This is a genomic window from Streptomyces sp. NPDC004435 (assembly GCF_042873895.1).
Classification (GTDB): domain Bacteria; phylum Actinomycetota; class Actinomycetes; order Streptomycetales; family Streptomycetaceae; genus Streptomyces.
The window spans coordinates 159,576-180,447 of the sequence record NZ_JBIAMB010000003.1; the positions used below are offsets into that span (position 1 = coordinate 159,576).

Here is a 20,872-nt window from a genome sequence, read left to right on the forward strand (position 1 = left end):
GGGGCCGCGATGACGACGACGGAGCGGACCGCGCCCGGCTGGGAGGTCGGGCGGCGCTTCCTGCTGCGCGCGGCCGGCCTGCCGGTGGAGACCGTCCGGGGGCTGCGCTGCCCGCGCGCCCGCGCCTGGGCCGACGAGGTCCTGGCGCACGAGGACCGGCTCGCCGGGGAGGGCGAGGCGCTGAGCGAGGTGCTGCACGGGCTCGTCGAGGCCGCCGACGCCTCGGGGGACCTGGCCCGCAGGGCGCTGCTCGCGCTGCGCCGCCAGATCTTCAACAACCGGCTGCCCGCCGACCCGGACGCCGCCGAACGGCTGGTCGCCGGTCTCGACCCGGCGGCCGGGGCCCGGGTGGGCGGCTGGCTGAAGGACCGGGCCCGGTACGCCGAACTGCTCGCCGAGGGCCCCGGGCTGCTCGCGGAGGAGGTGCGCGGGGCGCGCGGCGCGCTCCGGTCGGCACTCGCGGAGGACCGGCTGCGGCTCGGGCTGCTGCTGGCCTCGCCGACGCTGGACTCGCGGCTCGACGCGTACCTCGCGGACCGGGCGGCGGAGCCGGACCGGCGGATGCGGAAGATCGAGCGCTCGGCCCTGACGTACCTCTCCCGCACGGCCTGCAAGACGAGCCCGTTCAGCACGCTGACGCCGGTGGCGTCGGGGGTGTTCACGGACAGGGCCGACGACGGGGCGGACGGGGACACGGCGGGCGGCACGGCGGCGGGGGCGCGTGCGAGCGGGACCCGGGCGGCCGGGGAGTTGTGGATCGGGGAGGCGTGGTCGAGCCATGTCCGGCTGACGGTGGTGGCGCTGGCGCGGATCGAGGAGCTGATCCTCGCGGACCCCGTGCGGCGGCGTGACCTGCCCGTGGTCCTCTCCCCCGGCTGGGGCCGGGACGAGGACCGGATCCGCTATGTGCGCCAGTGGGTGACGGCCGGCGACGACAGCGCCGCCGTCACCTTCGACGCGGTCCGCGACCGGCTGTTCTACCTGCGGAGCAGCGGCGTCCTGGAGCGGTTGCTCGGCTTCCTCGGCGCGGGCGAGGGGCTGCGGTACGGGGACCTGACCGGGTGGCTGCGGCGGGAGCACGGGGCGGAGCCCGCGGAGTGCGAGCGGTACGCGGCGGCGCTGCTCGGGGTCGGCATGGTGCAGGTCCCGGCGCTCCGCCCGGACGTCCACGACGGGGACCCGCTGCGCTCCTTCCAGGAGGCGCTGCGCGGGCTCGGAGTCGAATGGGCGGAGACGGTCGCGGGCGGCCTGGACGGCCCGGCGGAATGCCTGGCCCGCTATCCGGCCGCGGGGCTCGCCGAACGGCGGGCGCTCCTGCGGGAGCTGCGCCAGGGGCTGCTCGGCGTGCTCGCCGGGCTCGGCGCCGAAGAGCCGACGCTGCCGCAGACGCTGCTGTACGAGGACGTGAGCGCGGGTGACGCGGTGACGGCCGGGGCGGAGCTGCTCGGCGGGGAGACCGGGCGGGCGCTGCGCGCGGTGGAGGGCGTCCTGCCGCTCTTCGACCTGACGCTGCCGCACCGGATCACGCTGCACGGCTTCTTCCTGGCCCGGTACGGGCGGGGCGGGCGCTGCGACGACCTGCTGGGCCTTGTGCACGACTTCCACGAGGACCTGTTCGACCAGTACCTGTCGTTCACGGCCGGGCGCGTCGCGTTCGACGCGGACGGGGCCTATGTGCCGGAGGAGAACTGGCTCGGGCAGCCGGCGCTCCGGAGTCTGGACGAGGCGCGGCGGCGGTTCGCGGCGGGGATGCGGGAGGTGTGGGAGCGGGACGGCGGAGCGGAGGAGCTGCGGCTCCCGGCCTCGCTGCTCTCCGGGGTGGCGGCGGAGCTCGCCCCGGTGACGGGGGACTTCGTCCCGCGGAGTCACCACCTCCAGGTCGACCTGGGCGGCGGGGCGGAGGGGCACCGGGTGGTGCTGAACCGCTCGTACGGCGGGCCGGCCTTCCCGTTCAGCCGCTTCACCCACGTCTTCGACGGCGACGGCGAAGGGGAAGGCGGGAGCGGGGTCGGGGAGGGGCGCGCGGGTCTTTCGGCGCGGCTGCGGGAGGAACTGCGGGAGCGGCAGCCGGAGGGCGCCGTCTTCGCGGAGCTGACCGGCGGCCCGGTGACCAGCAACCTCAACCTCCACGGGAGGCTGACGGACCACCAGATCGTCTGTCCCGGCGAGACGTCGACGGTGCCGGCCGAGGCCCGGATCGAGCTGGACGACCTGAGCCTGACGCACGACGAGGAGACGGACCGGCTGGTGCTGCGCTCGCGGCGGCTCGGCCGCCGGGTGATCCCCGTCTACCTCGGCTATCTGGTGCCGGTGGCTCTTCCGGCGATCCCCCGGACGCTGCTGCTCCTGTCGCCGAGCACCATGGCGCCGGCCGACGTGTGGGGCGGGGTGCCGGTGGGTCCCGCGGTGGACGGGGTGACCCGCAGGCCCCGTGTCACGCACGGTGACGTGGTCCTGGCGCGGCGGGCGTGGACGGCGGAGACGGCGGTCCTGCCGGTGCGCCGGCCGGGCGGCGACGAGTCGGCCTGGTGGCTGGAGTGGCGCCGCTGGCAGCGGACGCACGGGCTGCCGGACCGTGTCTTCGCGACCCCGCGGCGGGCCGGGCGGCGGGTGCCGGGCGCGAAGCCGCTGTACGTGGACTTCGAGAGCCCGCTGTCGCTGACCGCCTTCGACGCCCTGATCGACCGGGGCGAGGGCGCGTCGGTGGTGCTCCGCGAGGCGCTGCCGGACGAGGACGGACTCCAGCTCGTCTCCGCGCGCGGCCGGCACGTGGCCGAGCTGGCCGTCGAGACCTTCACCTCCCCCGCTCCCCGCACCCCTGCCCGTACGGCTACCGAGGACGGCCCGACATGCCGGAACTGACCACCCCGCACCCGACCTCCGCGACCGGCGGACCCGGCCCCTGGCTGGCGCTGCACGTCTTCTACGCGGCGAGCCCCCGGCCGCTGCTCGTCGACTGCGTGCGTCCGCTCGTCGCCCGGCTCTCCGAGGAGGGGCTGCTCGCCGGGTACTTCTTCATCAACTACTGGCTGGAGGGTCCGCACGTGCGGCTGCGCCTGCGGCCATCGAGCGCGGCGGCGGCCCCCGAGGTGCGGCGGCGGGCCGAGGAGGCGCTCGCCGCGTTCCTGAGGAGCCGGCCGGCGCTGTACGAGGTGGACTCGGGGTTCCTGAAGGACTTCTACAACTCGCTGTTCGACATCGAGTTCCCCGGCGAGGACCGGACCAGGTACATGGGCGAGGACGGCCGGATGCGGCTGCGGCCCAACAACTCCTTCCGTGAGGAGCCGTACGCCCCCGAGTACGCCAAGTACGGCGGGCCGGCCGGCGTGGAGCTGGCCGAGTGGCACTTCCGGCACTCCAGCGACCTCGTCGTGGACGCCTTCCGGACGATGAACCTGCATCTGCGGACGGTGCTGCTCGGCACCTCGGCGCAGCTGATGATGGTGATGGCGAGCTGCTTCCTGCCGGAGGAGGAGCGGCTGGCCGGCTATCTGGACGGCTACTACCGGTTCTGGCACCGGGCGTTCCCCGACAGCGGGTTCATCGGCTCGGAGGAGTACGAGCGCGGCTACGCGGAGCTCGCCCCGTCGCTGGCCCGCCGGTTCGCGGCGGTCCGCGCGGCGGTCGGGGCCGGGGAGCCGGAGCGGCTGCCGTCCTTCCTGCGGGGCTGGGCGGCGCACTGCCTGGAGCTGCGGTCACGGGTGGAGGAGCTGACGGCCCGGGGTGAGCTGCTGTTCCCGGTGTGGGAGGGGCCGGCCCGCGAGGACGCCGGGCAGGAGCGGACGGAGCCGGTGGACGCGGCGCCGCTGGAGCCGCTGACGGACGTGTCGGCGGTGCTGCCCCGGCTGCTCTCCCCGTACATGCACATGACGAACAACCGGCTCCATGTGACGATCCGGGACGAGGCGTACCTCTCCTTCGTCCTGGGCCGGGTGCTGCGCGAGGGCGTGCCGGACCCGGTGGGGGTGGACGCGTGACGGCGGCCGCCGCCCGGCGGGCCTACCGGCCGGAGCTGCGGTCCGGGGTGCGGTTCAGCCCGCCGCTGCTGCTCGGGCCGAGGACCGTGCGCCTGATCCGGCACCCCGTCACGGGGTCGGCGTTCGAGGTCGGGGAGAAGGAGCACTTCCTCATCGCCCGGCTCGACGGGACCCGCACCCTGGAGGACCTGGCGCCGCTGTACGCGGCGCGGTTCGGGCGCAGGGTCGGGGAGGAGCACTGGAACCGGCTGCTCGGACTGCTCGGGACCCGGGGGCTGCTCGTCGGCGCGCCCGATCCGGAGGTGCCCGCGCCCGAGCCCGCGCCGCCCAACTCCTTCTGGCGGGGCAGCCGTCCGATGGTGCGGGACGCCGGCGCCACCACGGCTCGGCTTCACCGGGTGCTGCGCCCGGTCCTGCACCCCGTCGTCCAGCTGCCGCTGGCCGCCGCCGTCCTCGCGCTGCTCGGGCTGCTCGCCTGGCAGGCGGGGCCGCTGGTCGCGGCGGCGGGCGGGCTGACCGGGCAGCCGGCGGCGCTCGCCGGGATCGCGCTCTTCCTCTGGTTCAGCATCACCGTGCACGAACTGGCCCACGGGGTCGCCGCCCGGCACTACGGCGGGCACGTGACCGAGATCGGGCTGAAGTGGCGGCTGCCGGCCGCGTTGCTGTACTGCACGGTCGACGACTACCTGTTCCTGCCGGGGCTGCGGGCCAAGCTGGTGATCGCTGGAGCCGGGGCGTACCTCAACATGGCGCTGCTGCTGCCGTTCGGCGCCTGGTGGCTGCTGCTGTCGGACGATGCGGCCGAACGTCCCTTCGTGGCGGGCCTGTTGTTGCTCGGTACCATCCAGGGTCTCGGCAATCTGGTGCCGTTGCCGCCGCTCGACGGCTACCGGATGCTGGGGCACGCGCTCGGCACCGCCCGGCTCGCTCCGGAGACCCGCGCCTATCTGGCGCTGCGCCGGAGCGGCGGGGCGGAGGCGGTGGCCGGCTACCCGCCACGGGCCCGGCGGCTTTACACGGCGTACGCGTCGGGGGCGGTGCTCCTGGTGCTGCTCGCCGTGGCGGCGACCGCCACCCTGCTGTTCCTGCTGCTGCGGTGACCGCCGCACCCCCTTTCCCTCCCCTCCGTCGAAGGACCACGCACCACATGAGTGAGGTACAGGCCATGTCGTCCACCCACCCCGCCGGCGGACCGCCGCCCGCGGCCGTCCGCGTCGAGGCGGTCTCCAAGCGGTACGGGGACCGGCTCGCCGTCGACGGCGTGTCCCTGGAGATCCGCCAGGGCGAGTTCTTCGGACTGCTCGGCCCCAACGGGGCGGGCAAGTCGACCCTGGTGGAGATCATGGAAGGGCTGCGCAGGGCCGACTCGGGCTCGGTCGCGCTCTTCGGCCGCTCCCCCTGGCCCCGGGACACCGGGCTGCTGCCCCGGATCGGGGTGCAGACGCAGTCCTCGGCCTTCTTCGTCCGCCAGACCGCCCACGAGCACCTGCGCACGGTGGCCGCGCTCTACGAGGCCCGTCCCGAGAGCGTCGACACCACTCTGGAGACGGTCGGTCTGACCGCGCAGCGGAAGGTCCGGGTGGAGAACCTCTCCGGCGGGCAGCGGCAGCGCCTGGCCATCGCGTCGGCCCTGGTCCACGGGCCGGAGCTGATCTTCCTCGACGAGCCGACGGCCGCGCTCGACCCGCAGGCCCGGCGGGCCCTGTGGGAGGTGCTGCGCGGGCTGAAGGCGGCCGGCCGCACGATCGTCTACACCACCCACCACCTCGACGAGGCCGAGGCGCTGTGCGACCGGATCGCGATCCTCGTCGACGGCCGGATCGCGGTGACGGACTCCCCGCACCATCTGGTCGCCTCCGCGCACGCGCCGAGCCGGCTGATGCTGCCGCTGGGCCGGCTCGACCCGCGGCGGGCGGCCGGGATCGACGGTGTGGAGCGGGTGAGCGAGCAGGGCGGTTCGCTGGTCCTGGAGACCCACGCGCCCGGGCAGGTGCTGTCCGCCGTCGACCGGCTCGTCGGCCTGGACGGGGTGCAGACGCGCACGCCGAGCCTGGAGGACGTCTACCTCGACCTGACGTCGAGCCCGTCCGCCGCCCCTGACGCCGGGAAGCCCGCCGGGACGCCCGCCGAGACCACCACGGAGCCGTGACCATGAGCGCCTACGCCGCACTGACCGGGGCGGGTTACCGCGCCCAGGTCCGGGACAAGACCACCCTCTTCTTCACCTTCGCCTTCCCGCTCCTCTTCCTCGTCGTCTTCGGCCTGATCTTCAAGGGCCAGGCGGTGGAGGAGAGCGGCCTCTCCTACCTCTCCTACACGGCGGCCGGGGTGCTGTCCTGGGGCGTGGCGAACGCCGCCGTCTTCGGGATCGCCTTCACCCTGATGCAGTGGCGGTCGGACGACATCCTGCGGCTGATCCGGATGTCCCCGGCGCCGCTGTCGGCGGTGATCGGCTCCCGGTACGCGATCGCCCTGGTCGTCGGCGCCGTGCAGTCGCTGCTCTTCGTCGGGGTGGCGATGCTTCCGGTCTTCGGCCTGGAGCCCGCCTCCGGCTGGCCGCTGCTGGTCCCGGTGCTCGCGCTCGGGGTGACGACCTTCCTGCTCCTCGGGGTGATCATCGGCTCCTTCGCGGACACCCCGGAGTCGGTGGCCGCCGTCGCCAACTTCCTGATGCTGCCGATGGCGTTCCTCTCCGGTTCCTTCTTCCCGCTCGACTCGATGCCGGACTGGCTCCAGAAGGTGTCGCTGGTGATGCCGCTGCGCTATCTCAACGACGCCGTCTCGCACGCGCTCGCCGGGCGCGGCGACCTCTCCGACGTGTGGCTGGGCTGCGCCGCGCTCGTCGGGTTCGCGGTGGTCTTCGGGGCGGTCGCGGCGAAGACCTTCCGCTGGACGAGGTCGTCGTGAGCGCCCCGGTGGCGGAGCGGCCCGTGGAGCCGCCGATGGACCGGGCCGGGGCGGAGCTGCGGGCCGCGCTGACCCTGCGGTTCGGCGCCGACGTGCCGGTGGTGCCGGTCGGGGTCACCGACGCCGCCGCTCCGCTGGGCGGGCCGGGCGCGCCGGACCCGTGGGCGGCCGAGCGGGCCGGCGCCCGGGTCCACCTCACCGCCTCCGCCGTGCTGGTCGGCCCGTGGGGCGGCGACGGCACCGCGCCCGCCTGCGGGCGCTGTCTGGCCGTGCGCTGGCAGCGGCTGCGCAGCCGGAGCGAGCGGGACGCGCTGGAGACCGGCGGGCCCGAGGGTCCGCGCCCGGCCGGGGCCTGGCCGCTGCTCACCCCGCACCTGTACGACGCGGTGGCGGCGGTCTGCGCGGCGGTCCTGGACGGTCCTGGGGCCGAGCCGCCCGCGGCCGGGCCCGCCGACCGGGCGCTGCCCCAGGTGACCCGGATCGACCTGGCGACGCTCGCGGTGCGCACCTATCCGCTGCTGGCCGAACCGCTCTGCCCGGACTGCGCCCCCGCGCCGGAGGAGGCGGGGCCGCGCGCGCTGGAGCCGGTGGAGCGCCGCAAGCCCGATCCCGGGGCGTACCGGCTGCGGGCGGCGGGCTCGTACCCGATCCCCGAGGAGGCGCTGGCCAATCCGGTGTGCGGGGCGCTGGGCGGCGGGACCTGGCTGAGCGTCACCTCGCCGACGACGGCCCCGGTGGCGGGCAGCGTCTTCGTGCGCGGGTACGCCGGGCTGAACGACGTGACGTGGAGCGGGCAGGAGAACGTCTTCGCGACCAGCCGCACGCTGGCCTTCCTGGAGGGTCTCGAACGGTACGCGGGCACCCACCGGCGCGCCCCGCGCGCACCGGTCACCGGCTCCTGGAACGAGCTGCGGGAGCGGGCGGTCGATCCGGCGGAGTGCGGCTTCTACGCGGAGCGCACGTACCGGGAGGACCCGCTCGTCGCCCCCTTCGACCCGGACCGGGCGATCCCCTGGGAGTGGGGCTGGTCGCTGCGCGACGGGCGGCCGGTGCTCGTGCCGTCCCGGCTCGTCTACTACAGCGCGGGGCTCCAGGCCGACAACTTCGTCTTCGAGTGCTCCAACGGCTGCGCCATCGGCGGGAGCCTGGAGGAGGCGGTGCTCGGCGGGCTCCTCGAACTCGTGGAGCGGGACGCCTTCCTGAACGCCTGGTACGGGGCGGCGAGGCTGCCCGCCGTCGATCTGGCGACGGTCGGCGGCCGGGCCTCGGCGGCGATGGCGGAGCGGGCCGCGCTCCAGGGGTACGACGTGCACGTCCTGGACAACCGGATCGACCTGCCGGTCCCGGTGGTGACGGCGGTCGCGGTGCGCCGGGACGGCGGCCCGGGGCTGCTGTCCTTCGCGGCGGCGGCCTCCCTGGATCCGCGCGCGGCCGTGGAGGGGGCGCTCTCGGAGGTCCTCACCTACATCCCGCACCTGTCCCGGCAGACGCGCGAGCGGCGGGCCGAGCTGGAGGCGATGGCCGGCGACTTCGACCGCGTCCGGCATCTGAAGGACCACGCCCAGCTGTACGGGCTGCCGCGGATGGCCGGCTACGCGCGGGCCTTCCTGGAGCCGCGGGCCGTGCGCTCCTTCGAGGAGACGTACCGGGAGTGGGAGGAGTCGGGGCGGCCCCGGACGCTCGATCTCCGGGACGACCTGCGGGTGGTGACGGAGGCGCTGACGGGCGCGGGGCACGACGTGGTCGTGGTCGACCAGACGACGCCGGAGCAGGAGCGGATGGGGCTGTGCACGGTCAGCACCCTGGTGCCGGGGCTGCTGCCGATCGACTTCGGCTGGAACCGGCAGCGGGCTCCGCTGATGCCCCGGCTGCGGACCGCGCTGCGGCGGGGCGGTCACCGGGCGACGGACCTCACGGACGGCGAGGTCCACCGGGTGCCGCACCCGTTCCCCTAGGGGTGGCGTGTCGATCGGGCCCGGCTCGCGGTGTCCGGCCCGATCGGCGGGACGGCTCCCGGCCCGCGCGGCGGCGCCCGGTGTCCGTGGAGGTCACGGACACCGGGCGCGCGGCGGACCCGGAAGGGGGTCAGGCGGAGCAGGAGGTGGTGCTGGTGGTGGAGCTGCAGGTCGAGGTGGAGCTGGTGCTCGTGGAGCCGGCCAGCACGACCTCGCTGGCGTCCGAGTAGTCGGAGATCTCGAAGGTCTCGGCCTCCAGCTCCAGGATCTCGTCGGCGAGGGTGCTCAGGTCCTTGTTCATGGTGCCTCCTCAGGGTCCGCGGCCCTGTCGGGGGCCGTCTGCCGTGACTCCATTGCAGCGCCCGCCGCTCACCGTTCGGCCCGCCGCCCGCTGGCATCCCGCTGGCGCGCGGTGCCAGCGATCCGTTCCCGTCGTCAGGAACCGGCGCAAGCCGGACGAAGGAGAGACCCGTGCCCGCCCCGTATGCCGCCCCGTCCCGCCCCGCCCTGGCCATGGCCCTCGCAGGGGAGGCGGTCCGTCCCGCGCTGACGCTCTATCTGGACGTCCATTCCGCTCCCGAGCTGTCCGGCGCGGAGGCGCGGACGGCCCGGCTGTTCGGCGACCGGCTGGCGGCGCTCGGCCTGGAGGTGTCCCGGGACGTCGGCGGGCACGGCGTGGTCGGGGTGCTGCGCAACGGCCCCGGTCCGCGGGTCTGGCTGCGGGCGGAGCTGGACGCGCTGCCGCTGGTGGAGGAGACGGGGCTGCCGTACGCCTCCGGGAACGGCGCCATGCACGCCTGCGGTCACGACCTGCACCTGGCGGCGGCGGCCGGGGCGGCGGAGCTGCTGGCGCGGACGGCGGCGGACTGGCGCGGCACGCTGGTGGTGGTGGGGCAGCCGGCGGAGGAGACGCTGACGGGGGCGCGCGCGCTGCTGGCGGCCGGGGTCTACGAGCGGTTCGGCGTGCCGGACGTGGTGCTCGCCCAGCACGCGGCGCCGCTGCCGGCGGGGCTCGTCGCGCACGGCACGCTCCGGGCTCCGGTGACGGCGGCGAGCGCGGCGCTGGAGGTGACGGTGCACGGGCGGGGCGGGCACGCGGCGACGCCGCAGCTCACGGTGGATCCGGTCGTGACGGCGGCGGCGGTGGTGCTGCGGCTCCAGACGGTGGTGTCGCGGGAGAGCGCGCCGGGCGACCACGTGACGCTCACGGTGGGGACGCTGCGGGCGGGGACGGCGGTCAACGTCGTGCCCGACACGGCCTCGCTCGGCATCGGTCTGCGGGCGCTGACCGACGCCGCGCTGGACCGGGCGCTGGCGTCGGTGGAGCGGATCGTACGGGCCGAGTGCGCGGCCTCGGCCTGTCCGCGCGACCCGGACATCGCGCGGGTGAACCGGGCTCCGGCGCTGTGGGGCGACCCGGCGGCGACGGCGGCGGTCCGGGCGGCCCACACGGCCCTGTTCGGTCCTGAGCGGGTGGCCGACTGGCCGGCGTCGGCGGCGTCGGAGGACTTCGCGCTGTACGGCGGGGCGGGCGACGGGCTCCACGGCGCCGGTGACGTGCCGCTGGTGTACTGGATGACCGGTGTCACGGGCCCCCGCCAGTGGGCGGCGGGGCCGGACCGGGTCCCGCCGAACCACTCCTCCCGCTTCGCGCCGGAGGTGCGGTCGGCGCTCCCCGCGGCGATCACCGCGCTGACGGCGGCGGCCCTGGACCGGCTGGACCGGTCGGCGGCGGTCGGTACGGGGGCCTGATCCGGCCACCGCCGGCGTCACCTCCCGAACACGGCTCGCGCCGCGAGTGGCCGTACGGGCCGTCAACGGGTCCTGGGGGTTCGGGAGTTGGATGCGGGAGGGGTTGACGGGCGGTCGGCGCGTCCATAAGTTCACAGCTTGATAAAAGGCGTGCCGCCCTGCGGGACACGGACGGAACCGGGCGGGCCGGGTCCGGACGGCACAGCGGCGCGCCTCGACGAAAGGGTTGTCAGGTGCAGCTCAATCCTCTGCGGGGTGCGCGCCACGGGACGCGTGCGCGTCCCCGCTCGCTCGCCGCCCTCCTCACCGGCGCCCTCGTGGCGACCGGGCTGGTCCTCACCGCGCCCACCACCGCGCAGGCCGCGGGCGAGCGGGTGGACGTCTGGCTGACCACCACCTCCGACGCCGGAGGCCGTACCGTCACCCGCGGACTCACCCCGCAGGCCCCGCTCGCCTTCGGACCCGCCGGCGGCGCCGCGAACCACACCGTCACCGTCGACGAGTCCACCACCTACCAGCAGTTCGAGGGCGGGGGTGCCTCGATCACCGACACCACCGCCCACCTCTTCCGCGGCGGCGCCATCAGCGCGGCCACCCGCGACGAGGTCATGCGCAAGCTCTTCTCGCCCACCGACGGGATCGGGCTCTCCTTCGTCCGCAACCCCATCGGGGCCTCGGACCTCTCCCGCCCCGGGCACGTCTCGCTCGACGACACCTGCTGCGACCTGAACGACTTCGGCGCCAACGGCTACGACACCCCCGTGCGGCTGCTGACCGCGCAGGCGAAGCAGCTGAACCCGGCGCTGCGGGTCAAGGGCGTGCCGTGGAGCGCACCCGGCTGGATGAAGGACAACGGCCGGATGGACCAGATGGGCTGGTTGAAGTGGGAGCACTACCCCACCTACGCCCAGTATCTGGTCAAGTACGTCCAGAGCTACCAGGCGGCGGGGGTCAAGGTCGACTACCTCTCGGTGCAGAACGAGCCGAACTGCTGCCAGGCGGGCAACCCCACGGCGATGAACTACCCCGGCATGAGCTGGAACCCGTCCGGTCTGGCCGAGTTCACCAAGAACCACCTCTACCCGGCCCTGCGGGCCGCCGGCCTGAACACCAAGGTCCTGGTCCACGACTGGAACTACGGCGACTACGCGAACTTCGGCGCCGGCGTCCTCGGCGACGCGGCCGTCCGCGACGACCCGCTCTTCGGCGGCATCGCCTGGCACGGCTACTTCGGCGACCCGGCGGTCGGCAGCCAGGTCCACGACCAGTACCCGTCGGTCCGCCAGTTCAGCACCGAGCACTCCGGCGGGACCTGGATCGGGAACCAGCACGACGAGGACCTGAAGGACATCGTCTCGTACGCCCGCAACTGGAGCGGCAGCCTGGTGAAGTGGAGCCTGGCGCTCAACCAGTCCATGGGCCCGCACAACGGCGGCTGCGGCACCTGCACCGGGCTGGTCACCGTGCAGGAGGGCGGGCCCAGGGCCGGGCAGGTCGACTACACGATCGAGTACTACACGACCGGTCACCTCACCAAGTTCGTGAAGCCGGGCGCGTACCGGATCGCCTCGACCGACAACGCGACCGTGCGGAACGTCGCCTGGCGCAACCCGGACGGCTCCAAGGCGCTGATCGCGCACAACGGCGGCGGCTCCGCGCAGTCCGTCCGCGTCGACTGGGGCGGCCAGTCCTTCACGTACAGCCTGCCCGCCCGCACCACCGCCACCTTCACCTGGTCCGGGACCACAGGGGGCGGGGCGCCGGCCGGGCCGCTGACCGGGCTCGCGGGCAAGTGCCTGGACGTGGCGGGCGGGTCGAGCGCCGACGGCACCGCCGTCCAGCTCCACACCTGCAACGGCACGGCGGCCCAGCGGTGGACGCTCGCCGCCGACGGCAGCGTGCGGGCCCTCGGCAAGTGCCTGGACGTCACGGGCGGCGGGGTCGCCGACGGGACGAAGGCGCAGCTGTACACGTGCAACGGGACCGGCGCCCAGCGGTGGAGGTACGACGCGGCCACCCACGACGTGGTCAACACGGCCGCCGACCGGTGCCTGGACGTGACGGACCGCTCCTCCGCCGACGGCGCACGGGCCCAGATCTGGTCCTGCACCGGCGCGGCCAACCAGAAGTGGACCCACCAGCCGTCCTGACCGCCGCCCCTCCCCCGTCCTCAGGAGACCGCATGCCGCACCACGCGCACCATCGACACCACCGGCACAGGGGGCGCCGCCGCGCCCTCGCCGCCACCGCCGCCACCGCCGTCTCGGCCGTGCTCGCCACGCTGCTCGCGGGAGCGGCGCCGAGCGCCGCCGCGCCGGGCGCCGACGACCCCGCGCCCCGGGCGATCGACCGCTTCGAGGGCGAGGTGCCCTTCGCGAACCCGCCCGCCGAGGGGATCTTCACCTGGGGCAGCGACGCCGACGACCACCCGACGCTCGCGCTGGCCGAGCGGGCCGACGCCCCCGAGGGCGCCAAGGTCCTCGAAGGCCGCTACGACATCGGCGGCTGGGGCGGCTTCACCCACGACTTCGCCTTCGACCGTCCCGCGCAGGACTGGACCGCCCACCGGGGGATCCGCTTCTGGTGGTACGGGCAGAACACCGCGCCGCTGCCGCCCGGTTCGGGCAAGCGGATCAACTTCGAGCTCAAGGACGGCGGCGCGAACGGCGAGGCGTCCGAGCTGTGGACGACCTCCTTCACCGACGACTGGGAGGGCTGGCACCTCGTCGAGATCCCCTTCTCCTCCTTCCAGTACCGCGCCGACTACCAGCCGGTCGGCGGCATCGACCAGGTCCTCGGCCTGGACCGGATGTGGGGGTACGCGCTGACGCTGCCGACCGGCGCGCCGGGCTCCTTCGCGCTTGACGGCGTCGAGCTGTACGGCAGGGCGGAGCCGGCGCTGACCACGCAGGTCGTCACGGGGGCCGCCGTGCACCCGGTGACGGAGGGCGCCGCCGCCCGGATCGACGTCACCGTGAACACCACGGGCGCGCGGCCGACGGACCAGCCGGTCACGGTCGCCTACGCGACCGGGGACGACGGCCCCGCCGAGGTCGGCACGGACTACCGGCCGGTGGCCGGCAGCCTCGTCTTCCCCGCGGGGACGCCCTCCGGCACCACCCGGTCGATCACCGTCGAGACGCTGAGGGACCGCTCCGGCGAGGTGGCCGAGACGATCCCGGTGGAGCTGACCGTCGAGGGCGCCAAGCCGCCCGCCGAGCACCCGGTCGTCGTGGTGAACGCGCACGGGCTGCCGTACCTCGACAAGCGGCTGCCCGTGCAGCGCCGGGTCGCCGACCTGCTGTCCCGGATGACCCCGGAGGAGAAGGCCGGGCAGATGACCCAGGCCGAGCGGAACGCGCTGCGGGCGCCCGGCGACATCGCCGGGTACGCCCTCGGCTCGCTGCTCTCCGGCGGCGGTTCGGTGCCCTCGCCCAACACGCCCGAGGCGTGGGCGCGGATGATCGACGGCTACCAGCTGCGCACCCGGGCGACCCGGCTCCAGATCCCGCTGATCTACGGCGTGGACGCGGTGCACGGGCACAACAACGTGGCCGGGGCGACGATCATGCCGCACAACATCGGCATCGGCGCCGCCCGCGACCCGGCGCTCGCCGCGCGGACGGGCGCCGTCACGGCGAAGGAGGTGCGGGCGACCGGCGTGCCCTGGGACTTCGCGCCCTGCCTGTGCGTGACGCGGGACGAGCGGTGGGGCCGGTCGTACGAGGCGTTCGGCGAGGACCCGGCGCTGGTCACCGCGATGGAGACGGTGATCAACGGCATGCAGGGCGCGGCCGACGGGCGCGACCTGGACCGCAACGACAAGGTGCTGACCAGCGCCAAGCACTTCGTGGGCGACGGCGGCACGACGTTCGGGTCGTCGACGACCGGCTCGTACACGATCGACCAGGGCGTCACCGAGGTGACCCGCGAGGAGCTGGAGGCGGTGCACCTGGCGCCGTTCGCGGAGGCGGTGGAGCGGGGCGCGGGCACGGTCATGCCGTCGTACTCCTCGCTCGACGTGATCGGCGACGGCAAGGGTCCGGTGAAGATGCACGCCCACGCCGAGATGATCAACGGCGTGCTGAAGGACCGGATGGGCTTCGAGGGCTTCGTCATCAGCGACTGGCAGGCCATCGACCAGATCCCCGGGGACTACCCGAGCGACGTGCGGACCTCGGTCAACGCCGGCCTGGACATGATCATGGTGCCGACGAACTACCAGGAGTTCACCCGGACCCTGGTGGCCGAGGCCGGGGCGGGCCGGATCCCGGCCGCCCGGATCGACGACGCGGTGGCCCGGATCCTGACGCAGAAGTTCCGGCTCGGGCTCTTCGAGAAGCCGTACGCCGACACCACCCACCTGCCGTCGGTCGGCTCGGCCGCGCACCGGGCGGTGGCCCGGGATGCGGCGGCCGCCTCGCAGGTGCTGCTGAAGAACGACGGCGGGGTGCTGCCGCTGAAGGCGGCGCAGAAGGTGTACGTCGCCGGGTCCAACGCCGACGACCTGGGCAACCAGACCGGCGGCTGGACGATCAGCTGGCAGGGCGCCCCCGGGAAGCGGACCACCGGCACGACGATCCTCGAAGGGATGCGGAAGGTCGCGCCCGGGCTGACCTGGTCCCAGGACGCCTCCGCACCGGTGGAGGGGTACGACGCCGGGGTCGTGGTGGTCGGTGAGACGCCGTACGCGGAGGGCGTCGGCGACGTCGGCAACGGGCACGACCTGGAGCTCAGCGACGCCGACAAGGCGGCGGTGGACCGGGTGTGCGCGGCGATGCCGTGCGCGGTCCTGGTCGTCTCCGGGCGGCCGCAGCTGATCGGCGACCGGCTGCCGGGGATCGACGCCCTGGTGGCGTCCTGGCTGCCCGGCACGGAGGGCGACGGCGTCGCGGACGTGCTGTACGGGCGCAAGCCCTTCACCGGGCAGCTGCCGGTGACCTGGCCCCGTTCGGAGGCGCAGCTGCCGGTGAACGTGGGCGACTCCTCGTACGACCCGCAGTACCCCTACGGCTGGGGGCTCACCACCCTGACGGCGGCGCCGAAGGGCGGGGAGCCGGTGCTGAAGGCGCTCGGGCTCGCGGCCCGGGTGCTCCAGGCGGCCGGGCGTGGTGATTCACCCGAGGCGCGGCGTCTGGTGGCCCGGGCCAGGCTGCTGGTGCAGGATCGCATCGGGCAGCGGGTCACCGAGGCGGTGGCGAAGCCCTTCGCCGACGCCGACCACCGGCTGCTCTCCGGTGATCCGGCGGGCGCGGTGGCGAGGCTGACCGCGGCCTACCGCGCGGCCGGCTGAGTGCGGGGTCCGGTGGACCGGCGCCTCGCGGGAGGCCGGTCCACCGGGCCCTTCCGGCCCGTTCCGGGGGCTCGAAGACCCGCACCGAGACCGGCATTGCATAGCCATGCGGATTGATGCATACTATTGCCATGTCCAAGGTTCTCACCTCCCTTCCCGTCGGCGAGCGCGTCGGCATCGCCTTCTCCGGTGGTCTCGACACCTCCGTCGCGGTCGCGTGGATGCGTGACAAGGGCGCGGTCCCCTGCACGTACACCGCCGACATCGGCCAGTACGACGAGCCCGACATCGCCTCGGTGCCCGGGCGCGCCCAGACCTACGGCGCCGAGGTGGCCCGCCTGGTCGACTGCCGCGCCGCGCTGGTCGAGGAGGGGCTGGCCGCGCTCACCTGCGGCGCCTTCCACATCCGCTCCGGCGGCCGGGCCTACTTCAACACCACCCCGCTGGGCCGCGCCGTCACCGGCACCCTCCTGGTGCGGGCGATGCTGGAGGACGACGTCCAGATCTGGGGCGACGGCTCGACCTTCAAGGGCAACGACATCGAGCGGTTCTACCGCTACGGCCTGCTGGCCAACCCGCACCTGCGGATCTACAAGCCGTGGCTGGACGCCGACTTCGTCACCGAGCTCGGCGGCCGCAAGGAGATGTCGGAGTGGCTCGTCGCCCACGACCTCCCCTACCGGGACTCCACCGAGAAGGCGTACTCCACGGACGCCAACATCTGGGGCGCCACCCACGAGGCGAAGACCCTGGAGCACCTGGACACCGGCGTCGAGACCGTCGACCCGATCATGGGCGTGCGCTTCTGGGACCCGTCGGTCGAGATCGACACCGAGGACGTGACGATCGGCTTCGAGCAGGGCCGCCCGGTCACCATCAACGGCAAGGAGTTCGCCTCCGCCGTCGACCTGGTGATGGAGGCCAACGCCATCGGCGGCCGGCACGGCCTGGGCATGTCCGACCAGATCGAGAACCGGATCATCGAGGCCAAGAGCCGCGGCATCTACGAGGCCCCCGGCATGGCGCTGCTGCACGCCGCCTACGAGCGGCTCGTCAACGCCATCCACAACGAGGACACCCTCGCCCAGTACCACAACGAGGGTCGCCGGCTCGGCCGCCTCATGTACGAGGGCCGCTGGCTGGACCCGCAGGCGCTGATGATCCGCGAGTCGCTCCAGCGCTGGGTCGGCGCCGCCGTCACCGGCGAGGTCACCCTGCGGCTGCGGCGCGGCGAGGACTACTCGATCCTCGACACCACCGGCCCCGCCTTCAGCTACCACCCGGACAAGCTGTCCATGGAGCGCACCGAGGACTCCGCCTTCGGCCCGCTGGACCGGATCGGCCAGCTGACCATGCGCAACCTCGACATCGCCGACTCCCGCGCCAAGCTGGAGCAGTACGCCGGCATGGGCCTCATCGGCGCCGGCGGCCCGGCCATCGGCGCCGCGCAGGCCGCCGCCACCGGCCTCATCGGCTCGATGCCCGAGGGCGGCGCCGAGGCGATCGCCTCCCGCGGCGAGACCCCCGACACCGAGGAGACGGCGCTCGACCGCGCCGCCATGGAGACCGGCACCGACTAGGTCCCGGCGAGATCCCCGCGACCCCGAGGAGGGGCGGCCCCGGCCGCCCCTCCTCCGTCGTTCCCACGGTTCCCGCGCCTTCCCGCCACGCCTTCCCGGTGAGCGGGAAACGGCTCCTGCGCCGGGCCGCCCCCGCCTGGGAGGCTCCCTCCGTCGTGGACGCACGCCCGCGCCCCGCACGGGACGGGCCCGCAAGGAGGTCGTGACGGATCATGAGGGGCGCTGAGACTCTGGCCCGGCTGGCGGACTGGGCCGCCGAGACCTACGGCGACGAGGAGGCCCTCGTCTTCGGCGGGGACCGGTGGACGTTCCGGGAGCTGCGCGACCGCGTCGACGAGACGGCGCGCGCGGTGATCGCCCAGGGGGTGCGCCCCGGCGACGCGGTCGCCGTCTGGGCGCCCAACAGCGCCCGGTGGGTGGTGGCCGCGCTCGGCGCGGTGGCCGCCGGGGCCGTCCTCGTGCCGGTGAACACCCGCTACCGGGCGGCCGAGGCCGCCGACATCCTGCGCCGCTCCCGCACCAGGCTGCTCCTCACCGAGCACGACTTCCTGGGCACCGACTACCGGGCGCTGCTCGCCGAGGCCGGCGAGGAGCTGCCGCTGCTCGACCGGACGGTCGCCCTGCACTCGGGCGACTGGCCGGACTTCCTGGCCGGCGCGGCGGAGGTGACGCCGGAGCAGCGGCTCGCCCGCTCGGCGGCCGTCCGGCCCGACGATCCCGCCGACGTCCTCTTCACCTCGGGCACCACCGGCCGGCCCAAGGGCGTCCCCACCACCCACGGGCAGAACCTCCGCGTGTACGACGCCTGGGCCCGCACGGTCACCCTGCGGCGCGGCGACCGCTATCTGCTGGTCAACCCCTTCTTCCACACCTTCGGCTACAAGGCGGGCGTCCTGGCCTGTCTGCTGCACGGGGCGACGATCGTGCCGGAGGCGGTCTTCGACGCGGAGACGGTCCTGCGCCGGATGCGGGACGAGCGGATCTCCGTCCTCACCGGCGCGCCCACCGTCTTCACCTCGCTCCTCCACCACCCCGACCGCGCCTCGTACGACCTGGGCGCGATGCGCATGGCGGTCACCGGCGCGGCGAACATCCCGACCGCGCTCATCGAGGAGATCAGGACCGGGCTCGGCGCCCGGGCCGTCTCCACCGCGTACGGGCTGACCGAGTCGACGGGCGTGGTCGCGATCTGCCCGCCGCACGAGTCCCCCGAGACCCTGGCCCGCACCTCCGGCACCGCCCTGGAGGGCACCGAGCTGCGGATCGACGCCCCGCCCGGCGAACCGGGCGAGATCCTGACGCGCGGCTTCCACGTGATGCGCGGCTACCTCGACGACCCCGCCGCCACCGCGGAGGCGGTGGACGCTGACGGCTGGCTGCGCACCGGCGACGTCGGCGTGCTGGACGCGCGCGGCTTCCTGCGGATCACCGACCGGCTGAAGGACATGTTCGTGGTCGGGGGGTTCAACGTGTACCCGGCCGAGATCGAGCAGGTCCTGCGCACCCATCCCGCCGTCCTGGACGCGGCGGTCGTCGGCGCGCCCGACGGGCGGCTCGGCGAGGTGGGCGTCGCCTACTGCGTCCCCGCCGCGGGCGCCCGCATCGACGGCGCGGAGCTGACCGCGTACACCCGCGAGCGGCTGGCCAACTTCAAGACCCCGCGCGCCTTCCACGCGCTCCCGGCCCTCCCCCACAACGCGGCGGGCAAGGTCGACAAGGGGGCGCTGCGAGGGCTGGCGGGGCACACCACCACCGGACGAGGAGCACGATCGTGAACGACAGCACCCCCACCCCCACCGACGTCGACGTGATCGTCGTCGGGGCCGGTGTCACCGGCCTGTACGCCGTGCACCGGCTGCGCGCGCTCGGCCACCGCGTGCGCGGCTTCGAGCGCGGCGACGACGTGGGCGGGGTCTGGTACTGGAACCGCTACCCGGGCGCCCGCTGCGACGTGGAGTCGGTGGACTACTCGTACTCCTTCGACGAGGAGCTCCAGCAGGAGTGGGAGTGGAGCGAGCGGTACGCCACCCAGCCCGAGATCCTGCGCTACCTCGCCCATGTCGCCGACCGCCACGACCTGCGCCGCAGCTACTCCTTCTCGACCTCGGTCGTCTCGGCCGAGCTCGACGAGGAGGCGCTGACCTGGACGGTCCGCACCGACCGGGGCGAGACGGTGTCGGCCCGGTACTGCGTGTTCGCCGTCGGCTGCCTCTCCGCCGCGCACCGGCCGGACATACCCGGGGCTGCGGAGTTCGCCGGCCCCGTCCACCACACCGGGGCGTGGCCGCACGAGGGCGTCGACTTCACGGGGCTGCGCGTCGGCGTCATCGGCACCGGCTCCTCCGGCATCCAGGCGGTGCCGCTCGTCGCCGAACAGGCGGCGCACCTGACGGTCTTCCAGCGCAGCGCCAACTACAGCATCCCGGCGGGCAACCGTCCGCTGGACGCGGCGACCCGGGCCCTGCAGAAGGCGGGGTACGCGGAGCGGCGGCGCCTGTCCCGGCTCAGCGGCGGCGGCTCGCCGCACCAGGCCCACCCGGCGGCGACCTTCGAGGTGTCCGAGGAGGAGCGGCGGGCCGCGTTCGAGGAGCGGTGGCGGCTGGGCGGGGTGCTGTACTCCAAGACCTTCCCCGACCAGCTGACCGACCTGGCGGCGAACGAGGCGGCGCGCGCGTTCTGGGAGGAGAAGGTCCGGGCCGTGGTCGAGGACCCGGCCGTCGCCGACCTGCTGGTGCCCACCGACCACCCGATCGGCACCAAGCGGATCGTCACGGACTCGGACTACTACGCCACGTTCAACCGTCCCGACGTGAGCCTCGTCGGCCTGCGGGGGAACCCGATCGAGCGGATCGAGAGCGGCGGCGTCGTCCTGGCCGACGGCACCCTCGTGGAGCTGGACGCGCTCGTCTTCGCGACCGGCTTCGACGCGATGACGGGCGCGCTCGACCGGGTCGAGGTGCGGGGGCGCGGCGGGCGGCTGCTGAAGGACGACTGGGCCGCCGGTCCGCGGACGTACCTGGGGCTCGGGGTGGACGGCTTCCCGAACCTGTTCAGCCTCACCGGGGCCGGCAGTCCGTCGGTCATGGCCAACGTGGTGCTCTGCGCGGAGCAGCACGTCGACTGGCTGGCGGAGTGCCTGCGCCACCTCGGCGCCCACGGCTACCGGGCGATCGAGGCCCGGGAGGAGGCCGTCGAGCGGTGGGGCGCGGAGTGCCGTGACCGGGCCGCGGCGACGCTCTTCCCCGCGGCGGACTCCTGGTACCAGGGCGCCAACATCCCCGGAAAGCCCCGGGTGTTCATGCCGTTCATCGGCGGCTTCGGGGTGTACGGGGAGATCATCGCCGGCGTGGCGGAGGCGGGGTACGAGGGGTTCGACCTCATCGGGGCGTGACCCGCGCCCGGCAGGAC

General features: G+C 74.6%; 13 protein-coding genes. 12 read left to right on the plus strand and 1 reads right to left on the minus strand.

What is annotated here, in order from left to right:
• Positions 1-9 precede the first annotated feature (9 nt).
• Genes ACFYT9_RS06275 through ACFYT9_RS06300 form a run of 6 tightly spaced genes read left to right on the plus strand, consistent with a single transcriptional unit; the run spans position 10 to position 8,839 of the window.
• Entirely contained in the window at positions 10-2,862 is a 2,853-nt protein-coding gene (locus tag ACFYT9_RS06275; RefSeq protein ID WP_389161284.1) for a lantibiotic dehydratase, read from the plus strand.
• The gene (locus ACFYT9_RS06280) at positions 2,850-3,977 is read left to right on the plus strand and encodes a lantibiotic dehydratase C-terminal domain-containing protein (protein ID WP_389161286.1); all 1,128 of its coding nucleotides are present in this window, start codon (positions 2,850-2,852) and stop codon (positions 3,975-3,977) included. The genes ACFYT9_RS06275 and ACFYT9_RS06280 overlap by 13 nt, the downstream gene beginning before the upstream one ends.
• Positions 3,974-5,077: a metalloprotease gene (locus ACFYT9_RS06285; protein ID WP_389161288.1), complete on the plus strand. Its 1,104-nt coding sequence runs from the start codon at positions 3,974-3,976 to the stop codon at positions 5,075-5,077. The genes ACFYT9_RS06280 and ACFYT9_RS06285 overlap by 4 nt, the downstream gene beginning before the upstream one ends.
• Before the next feature lie 47 nt (positions 5,078-5,124).
• On the plus strand, positions 5,125-6,126 hold the full coding sequence (locus tag ACFYT9_RS06290) for an ATP-binding cassette domain-containing protein (RefSeq protein ID WP_389161290.1): 1,002 nt from the start codon (positions 5,125-5,127) through the stop codon (positions 6,124-6,126).
• Positions 6,127-6,128: 2 nt separating this feature from the next.
• Positions 6,129-6,884: an ABC transporter permease gene (locus ACFYT9_RS06295; RefSeq protein WP_376598003.1), complete on the plus strand. Its 756-nt coding sequence runs from the start codon at positions 6,129-6,131 to the stop codon at positions 6,882-6,884.
• Between the two features lie 35 nt (positions 6,885-6,919).
• Positions 6,920-8,839 carry a TOMM precursor leader peptide-binding protein gene (locus ACFYT9_RS06300; protein ID WP_389161659.1) on the plus strand — a complete coding sequence of 640 codons (1,920 nt, stop codon included), beginning with the start codon at positions 6,920-6,922 and terminating at the stop codon, positions 8,837-8,839.
• A gap of 130 nt (positions 8,840-8,969) precedes the next feature.
• On the opposite strand, the gene ACFYT9_RS06305 is transcribed toward ACFYT9_RS06300, so the two are convergent.
• Positions 8,970-9,140, minus strand: coding sequence for a thiazolylpeptide-type bacteriocin (locus tag ACFYT9_RS06305; protein WP_030757923.1), 171 nt, complete (start codon positions 9,138-9,140; stop codon positions 8,970-8,972).
• Between the two features lie 212 nt (positions 9,141-9,352).
• On the opposite strand from ACFYT9_RS06305, the gene ACFYT9_RS06310 reads away from it, so the two are divergent.
• The 6 genes from ACFYT9_RS06310 to ACFYT9_RS06335 all read left to right on the plus strand — a co-directional run bounded on the left by ACFYT9_RS06310 (position 9,353) and on the right by ACFYT9_RS06335 (position 20,855).
• Positions 9,353-10,591 carry an amidohydrolase gene (locus tag ACFYT9_RS06310; RefSeq protein ID WP_389161661.1) on the plus strand — a complete coding sequence of 413 codons (1,239 nt, stop codon included), beginning with the start codon at positions 9,353-9,355 and terminating at the stop codon, positions 10,589-10,591.
• 233 nt (positions 10,592-10,824) lie between these two features.
• Positions 10,825-12,741 (plus strand): ricin-type beta-trefoil lectin domain protein, encoded by a 1,917-nt coding sequence (locus ACFYT9_RS06315; protein ID WP_389161292.1) that lies wholly within the window; start codon positions 10,825-10,827, stop codon positions 12,739-12,741.
• Between the two features lie 32 nt (positions 12,742-12,773).
• Positions 12,774-15,884, plus strand: a complete 3,111-nt coding sequence (locus tag ACFYT9_RS06320; protein WP_389161294.1) for a glycoside hydrolase family 3 N-terminal domain-containing protein — start codon at positions 12,774-12,776, stop codon at positions 15,882-15,884.
• 131 nt (positions 15,885-16,015) lie between these two features.
• Positions 16,016-17,464 carry an argininosuccinate synthase gene (argG, locus tag ACFYT9_RS06325; RefSeq protein WP_376602645.1) on the plus strand — a complete coding sequence of 483 codons (1,449 nt, stop codon included), beginning with the start codon at positions 16,016-16,018 and terminating at the stop codon, positions 17,462-17,464.
• 212 nt (positions 17,465-17,676) lie between these two features.
• Positions 17,677-19,239, plus strand: coding sequence for a FadD3 family acyl-CoA ligase (locus ACFYT9_RS06330; protein ID WP_389161296.1), 1,563 nt, complete (start codon positions 17,677-17,679; stop codon positions 19,237-19,239).
• On the plus strand, positions 19,236-20,855 hold the full coding sequence (locus ACFYT9_RS06335) for a flavin-containing monooxygenase (RefSeq protein ID WP_389161298.1): 1,620 nt from the start codon (positions 19,236-19,238) through the stop codon (positions 20,853-20,855). Before ACFYT9_RS06330 ends, ACFYT9_RS06335 begins: the two co-directional genes overlap by 4 nt.
• Positions 20,856-20,872 lie beyond the last annotated feature (17 nt).